General features: G+C 69.9%; 7 protein-coding genes. 5 read left to right on the top strand and 2 right to left on the bottom strand.

Features of this window, described 5'->3' with window-relative positions; genetic code table 11:
- Nucleotides 1-254 (bottom strand): alpha-hydroxy-acid oxidizing protein (locus VGV06_03455; GenBank protein ID HEV2054213.1); only part of this gene is annotated, 254 nt, incomplete at its 3' end.
- Between the two features lie 75 nt (nucleotides 255-329).
- On the opposite strand from VGV06_03455, the gene VGV06_03450 reads away from it, so the two are divergent.
- From VGV06_03450 to VGV06_03435, 4 genes are all read left to right on the top strand, one after another.
- Nucleotides 330-1,538 carry a PQQ-binding-like beta-propeller repeat protein gene (locus VGV06_03450; GenBank protein HEV2054212.1) on the top strand — a complete coding sequence of 403 codons (1,209 nt, stop codon included), beginning with the start codon at nucleotides 330-332 and terminating at the stop codon, nucleotides 1,536-1,538.
- 166 nt (nucleotides 1,539-1,704) lie between these two features.
- On the top strand, nucleotides 1,705-2,316 hold the full coding sequence (locus VGV06_03445; protein ID HEV2054211.1) for a hypothetical protein: 612 nt from the start codon (nucleotides 1,705-1,707) through the stop codon (nucleotides 2,314-2,316).
- 82 nt (nucleotides 2,317-2,398) lie between these two features.
- The gene (locus VGV06_03440; protein ID HEV2054210.1) at nucleotides 2,399-3,154 is read left to right on the top strand and encodes a hypothetical protein; all 756 of its coding nucleotides are present in this window, start codon (nucleotides 2,399-2,401) and stop codon (nucleotides 3,152-3,154) included.
- 5 nt (nucleotides 3,155-3,159) lie between these two features.
- Nucleotides 3,160-4,044 carry an alpha/beta hydrolase gene (locus VGV06_03435; protein HEV2054209.1) on the top strand — a complete coding sequence of 295 codons (885 nt, stop codon included), beginning with the start codon at nucleotides 3,160-3,162 and terminating at the stop codon, nucleotides 4,042-4,044.
- Nucleotides 4,045-4,132: 88 nt separating this feature from the next.
- Here the strand turns inward: VGV06_03435 and VGV06_03430 are convergent, their stop codons facing one another.
- Nucleotides 4,133-4,531, bottom strand: a complete 399-nt coding sequence (locus tag VGV06_03430; GenBank protein HEV2054208.1) for an OsmC family protein — start codon at nucleotides 4,529-4,531, stop codon at nucleotides 4,133-4,135.
- A 97-nt stretch (nucleotides 4,532-4,628) separates the two neighbouring features.
- Between VGV06_03430 and VGV06_03425 the strand changes: the two genes are divergently transcribed.
- A partial coding sequence (locus VGV06_03425) for a molybdopterin-dependent oxidoreductase (protein HEV2054207.1) occupies nucleotides 4,629-6,487 on the top strand: 1,859 nt, incomplete at its 3' end.

The following is a 6,487-nucleotide window of genomic DNA, read 5'->3' as shown; positions in this document are numbered from 1 at the left end:
CCCACCGGCGCCAGCATCACGGGGATGCGCACGGGCCTGCCGAGGAAGGTGGACGAGGGGTCCACCTTGGAGACGTCGCGCAGCACCCGGGGTCTCCAGGCGAGCGAGTCGATCGCCGCGCGGTTGCGCTTCACGGTAGTCTCGGTCTCGGTGCCGCCGATCAGGTAATCCCACGGGCCGTCGGCCAGGTTGCGCCGCGCCGCGCGGGTGATCTCGTGAAGCGTCTGGAATTGCTCGTCGAGGTTCGAGGGCATGGGGGGTCTCCTTGAGTGCCCCCAAGTCTGCCCTCGGCTCCCTGCGAAGTCAAAGGCGCCGTGGTAAGGTGGCGCATGCTCCGCCATTGCGAGCGCGCCACTCTCGCCGCCGTTTTGATAGTCCTGTGCGGCTGCTCCTCGTCGTCGACGGGGACGTCCTCGGCAGGTGACGAGCCGCCCGCGCCCGTCGCGTGGAAGTTCGAGACGGTGTCCTGGTACAACCGCTACTCGATGAACTCGACCATCGGGCCGCTCGTCGTCGGGCGGACGGTGCTCTACGGCGGCACGTACGCGTACCAGAACACGAAGGCCTCCAAGCTCGCCGCCCTGGACGCCACGACCGGGATGGCTCGCTGGCGCATGGACTACGGCGCCGCGTTCGGCCCCCTGGTGCTCCAGGGCGGGATGATCGCGGTCGCCGCGGGGGACCGCGTGCTCGGCCTCGACGTTGGGTCGGGTATCCAGCGATGGTCTGTGCCGATCCAGCCCCGCTCGCTGACGGCGGCGGGCGATGTCGTGCTGGTCGCCGAGCGTGAGACGATCCGCGCGATCGATCTTGCCTCGGGCCCGCAGCGCTGGCAGGTCAAGTCCACGACGGACCCGGTCGCGGTCGGAGACACCGCGCTCTTCATGGACGGGCGGACGCTGCGCGCCGTCGCGGCCGGCGACGGAGCCGCGCGGTGGAGCCTCGAGCTGCCCGTGGCGCTCGCCTACCCGCAGTCTCTCCTGGGTGACCACCTCTATCTCCTCGGGGCGGCGTCCCTCGGCTCAGTCAGTGTCAAGAACCGGATTCTCGAGTGGGTCGTGCCGCTCGACAGCACGCCGACGGCGGGCATCGCGGCGGCCGACGACACGCTCTACTTCACGACCCAGTCGGTGTCAGGTAGCTACGTCTTCCACGCATTCGACCCGGCGACGCAGAAGGACCGCTGGAGCCGCCCGCTCGACTCGAGCTCTCCCGTGGCGCCCATCGTCATGGGCTCGCTCGTGGTCACAGCCTCCAACTCGAGCGCAGAGACCCTCGTGGCGCTCTCACGGGGCACGGGCATGGTCGCGTGGAGCGCGCGTGCGGGTTCGGTCCCGGTGCAGCCGGTGCTCAAGGGCAACGTGCTCTACGTGGCGGGGCAGGGGCCGAACCGCGTCTATGCCTTCGAGACGCGCACGGGCGCCGTTCTCTGGAGCGGACGGCTCTGGGGCTGGCCCATGGGCATGGCGCTCACTGAAGACGGCACGCTCCTCGTCAGCGCGGACAACCTCACGCTCTACGCCTACCGCACGCAGTAAGCGCAGCTCCATTCGGGCAGAACACCCGCCGGCTTCGTACCACTCTGACCCGGTGGCGAGCACTCATGGTGGGCGCAACGTGGCGTATTCGCGTCGATCGGCATTGGCAGCCGCATTGCACTCCGCGATGGCAGGAGTGCACGACCGACCGGGGAGAGGTGACGCCATGCGCAACAATGCGATCGCTTCAATCGCAACGACCCCCGACACGCGCGAAGCGCCCGAAGCGCGCACCGCCGCCACCTGGTGGCAGTGGATGCTGCTCTACCCCTCGCTTGTCGCCACGCTCCTGAGCGCCGTGCCGAGCTGGATCGATCATATCCAGGCCGCCAACATCGGGGTGAAGACGAGCGATCTCGCGCAGGCCAAGGAGCAGAAGCGGCTCTGGGAGGCCAACCTCGCCTGCACGCGGGTCCAGGAGATCCAGCGCATCAGGACCACCCGCGATACGGAAGTCGGCGCCCAGGTCTGTCCCTCGGGCGACGTCCTGGTGCAGTTGAGAAGGCCGAGCGCCGATCAGACCATCTACCGCTGGGTGAGCGCGAGGATGCTCGAGCAGGAGGCGAGCCTGCTCTTCCATCCCGCCCCCGCGTACGCGTCGCCCGGCGAGACGGTCGTTGCACAGGTCCCGCAGAGCGTGGTCAACCAGCGCTGGCTCCGGGAGGGCATGCTCACGCAGCGCGTGCGGCAGGGCGGCGGCTGCGTCGACCTCGTGATCAACACCTACACGGGGAGCGTGCAGAGCCAGGTACCCGTGGCCTGCACCGCAGCGTTCTAGACGCCGCCACGCGCGGCCCGGACGCGGTAGGATTGGCCGCGCGCGACGGCCCCGGACGGGGCGGGCCGCACAGGAGGGTCCCATGGATATCCCGGAAGCGATCCAGAAGGTGGCAGAGGTGATCGCCAACGGCCTCTACAAGTACGCGGCGGCGCTGGCGGCGGTCGGCCTCGTCAGCATGGCGATCATCCAGACGGTCAAGGACATGCTGCCCACGCGCCGGTGGTTCCAGGACTGGCGCGTCCGCACATGGCTCCGGGACCAGGCGGCCAAGGCGCCGCCCATCCCGGGCGGTCCCCCGATTTCCCAGATCGCCGAAGACGACCTGGTCACCCTCGCCACCTCGGGCGACAGGGCGGCGCTCTTCGACCTGCCGATCGAGCAGGTGAGCGGTCTCATGAACGCGGCGTCGCAGATCGTCCTCGATTTTCCCCTGGACCACCGGGACCTGCTGCTCTGCTTGGCAGCGCAGGCGAGAGCAGGGGACCTCGAGCTCCTGCTGACCCAGGGCCCGAGCGCCGCCGGACCGCGCGCCACACTCGGCGACCAGGAGCGCGTCCGGTTCGTGGACGCGCGCAACCGGGTGACGCACCAGGTCCAGCGGAGCCTCGACGGTCTCCAGATCTCGGTCGGCTTCCGTTGGAAATGGATCATCCAGATGCTGTCCATCGTCGTGAGCGCCGCGCTGGTGTGGATCGGGCTCGCGGTCTTCGCGGGCGACCGGGTGGGGAGCAATTTCCACTACTTCCTTCTCTACCTGCTGGCCGGGTTGCTGGGCGGCTTCCTGGCGCCGGTGGCGCGTGACCTCGTGGCCGCGCTCCAGCAGCTCCGCAAGTAGCCGGGATGGCGGGTGCGGCCTCGAACGAGCTGAGCGTCAGAGAGGAGCCCGTCGGCGGCGCTGTGCGGCCGACGGTGAAGCTCAGCAGCGAGCCGTTCCCGCAGGGACGCCGCCGCGTCGTGCTGCTGGTCCACGGCTACAACAACACCGAGAAGGCGGCCCGCGACGCGTACGGACATTTCACCGGCGACCTGGACGCGCTCGGCGCCGGCGCCTCGTCGGTGCTGGCCGATCTCGGCAAGGTGTACTGGCCGGGTGACACGAGCCTCGGGCCGCTCTCGTTTCTCAGCTATCCGGCCGAGATCACGCCCGCCAAGGACTCGGCGGCGGTGCTCGCCGCATACCTGGCGACCTTGGTCGGACCCGGCGGGAGCCCGACGGAGATCTACCTCGTGGGCCACTCGCTCGGCAACCGGGTCATTCTTGAACTGCTCACCCGATTCGCCGCGATGCCGCTCCCTGCGACGGTGCAGGTGCCGGGCGGCTGTCTCATGGCGGCGGCGGTCCAGGTGGACATGGTCGAGCCGGGCGGCGCCTTGCGATCCGGCGCCACACTCTGGACCAGGACGCTCACGCTCTACTCGCGCGACGATCGGGTCCTGCACTGGGCCTTTCCGATCGGCCAGACGGCGGCCGGAGAGGGCTTCTTCCCGACGGCGGTGGGGCGGTTCGGGCAGCCTGGTGATCTCTGGACGACCCGCCAGGAGCTCTGCGGCAACGGTCACAGCGACTACTGGGGGGACCCGCGGGCGGCCGTCCTCGTGGCCCGGCTCCTGGGTGTGGCGGTCGCCGTCGATATCCCGGCCTCGGCGATCTCGCGGAGCGCGATCCCGGAGACGCCCGCGCTGCCGGAGCGGGCGCTGCTCGAGCGGCAGATCCCGGAGGCGTAGGCTCAGCCCCAGCGGCAGCGCATCATCCCAAGACGGCGAGGACGTCCACCTTCACGTCGGTCGCGACCGCGACCGTGCGGTAGAGCGGTCAGCGGCTCTTCCAGACCTCCACGAGCTCTTCGGCCTGCCCCTGGCTCACGCCCCAGATCTCGAACGAGACGTTGATGCACTGGAAGCGGTTGGGCTCGGCGTTGCTGCGGATGCCTTCGATGGCGACCTGCATGCCCTTGACGGGCACGTGCTTCTCCAGCGCGTACTTCTCGATGAGCGTCACGCCGCAGGAGGACACGCCGGCCAGGAAAGCCTCGCCGTTGGTCAGCGCCTCGTTGGGGCCCGATGGCGAGTCCAGCACGAAGTGGTTGTGGCGCGCGCTGTTCAGCGCGCGGCCCGGGGTACCGGTCGAGTAGGACCGCACCGTGTCGATCTTGACGCCCTGAGCCGCCTCAGCCCCCTTAGCCCCTTCAGCCCCCTTAGCCCCTTCAGCCATAGACGCCCCCTTTCGCTCGGTTTGAGGCAGCCATTGTAGCAGGCGGCGCCCCAATCGGTTGACAAGGCGGAGCGCCTCCAGCACGATGTTCGCACCCGTGGAGGCACGAGTGATCCAGACCATCCGCACCGCCTGCGCCCATGACTGTCCCGACCAGTGCTCGCTGCTGGCCACCGTCGACGACGGCCGGCTGCTGAAGCTCCAGGGCGACCCCGACCATCCGATGACCGCGGGTTTCGCCTGCGCCAAGGTCAACCGCGAGCACGAGTGGGTCCATTCGCCCGACCGCGTGCTCACGCCGCTCCGGCGCGCCGGCGCCAAGGGCGAAGGCCGCTTCGAGCCGATCTCGTGGGCCCAGGCGCTCGACCTGATCGTCGGCCGCTGGCAGGCCATCATCAGCACGGACGGGCCGCTGGGCATCCTCGGCTACGCCTACAGCGCGCACCAGGGCCAGTTGAACCGCGGGCTTTTGCTGGGCCTGTTCCACGCGCTCGGCGTCACGCGGCTCTGGGCCGGGACCGTCTGCGACTCCTGCGCCGAGGCCGGCTGGGACGCGGCGTGCGGCAGCACCGGCGGGGCCGATCCTGAGACCGTGACCGAGTCCGATCTCGTCATCTCCTGGGGCGCCGATCTTCTCACGACGAACGTCCACATGTGGCCGCTCGTCGAGCGGGCCCGCGCGCGCGGCGCCCAGCTCGTCGTGATCGAGCCGCGGCGCAGCCGCACCGCCGAGCGCGCCGACTGGCACCTGAGAGTCAATGTCGGCACGGATGCGGCGCTCGCACTCGGGGTCATGCATATCCTCGCGCGCGCCGGCCTCTGCGACCGCGACTACATCGCCCGCGAGACGATCGGCTTCGACCGGCTCGAGCTGGGAGTCCTGCCGCGATTCGATCCGGCCTCGGTGTCGGCGATCACGGGCGTGTCCGTCGCCGACCTCGAGCGCCTCGCGCATCTCTACGGCCGCGCGCGGGCGCCCTTCATCCGGCTGGGCGAGGGCATGTCCCGCTGCGTGAACGGCGGCCAGGCCATCCGCGCGGTTGCGCTGCTTCCCGGCGTGACGGGGGCGTACAACCGCGTGGGCGGGGGCGCGCTCCTGATGACGGCGACGGGCTTCGGCCTGGACAGCAGCTTCATCCGCAAGCCCTCGGGTCCGGCGACGACGCGGATCGTGAACCATTCGCGACTCGGCAAGGCGCTCCTCGAGCTGGGCGATCCGCCGATCCGCTCGATCTTCGTCGCCGCCAACAACCCGGCCGTCACCTGTCCCGACTCGGTGACGGTGCGCCGGGGATTCGCGAGAGAGGATCTCTTCACGATCGTCCACGACCCGTTCCTCTCTGACACGGCGCGCTACGCCGACATCGTCCTGCCGGCGGCGACCTATCTCGAGAGCGAGGATGTCGTCCGCTCCTACGGCTCGTACTACATCCAGATGGTCCGGCAGGTCGTGCCGCCGCAGGGCGAGGCGTGGTCGAACGGCCGTCTCGCGCAGGAGCTGGCGCAGCGGCTCGGCCTGAAGGACCCGATCTTTTCGATGGATACCGACGGGCTCCTCCGCGAGCTCTTCCGCGGCGCCGCGTCGCCCGCGGCGGAGGTAAACTTAATAAAGCTGCGGGATGGCGGACCTATCAAGCTCGCTCCCAAGCCGGGACGTCAACGCTTCACGACACCATCGGGCAAGCTCGAGTTCTATTCCGCGGGCCTGGCGGCGCAGGGTCTGCCGGCGATGCCCGACTGGGTCGCCGGCCCGCTCGAGCCCGAGGCGCGCAAGCGCTTCCCGCTGCAGCTCTTGACGGCGCCGGGCTATTTTCAGGCGCACACGGCGTATGCCGGCGTCGCGGCCCTGCGCAAGCGCGCGGGTGCGCCCGAGTGCGTGCTGCACCCAGAGGACGCGGCGGCGCGCGGGCTCGAAAACGGCCAGGTCGTCGAGCTGCACAACGACCACGGGACGGT

This window comes from Candidatus Methylomirabilota bacterium (assembly GCA_035936835.1).
In the GTDB taxonomy this organism is placed as follows: Bacteria; Methylomirabilota; Methylomirabilia; order Rokubacteriales; family CSP1-6; genus AR37.
This window is presented reverse-complemented; position numbering and strand designations above follow the sequence as displayed.

Coding starts and splice junctions, on each gene's coding strand:
- VGV06_03430 (HEV2054208.1), bottom strand. CDS start 4,531: ATGGCTGAAGGGGCTAAGGGGGCTGAAGGGGCTAAGGGGGCTGAGGCG.
- VGV06_03450 (HEV2054212.1), top strand. CDS start 330: ATGCTCCGCCATTGCGAGCGCGCCACTCTCGCCGCCGTTTTGATAGTC.
- VGV06_03440 (HEV2054210.1), top strand. CDS start 2,399: ATGGATATCCCGGAAGCGATCCAGAAGGTGGCAGAGGTGATCGCCAAC.
- VGV06_03435 (HEV2054209.1), top strand. CDS start 3,160: ATGGCGGGTGCGGCCTCGAACGAGCTGAGCGTCAGAGAGGAGCCCGTC.
- VGV06_03445 (HEV2054211.1), top strand. CDS start 1,705: ATGCGCAACAATGCGATCGCTTCAATCGCAACGACCCCCGACACGCGC.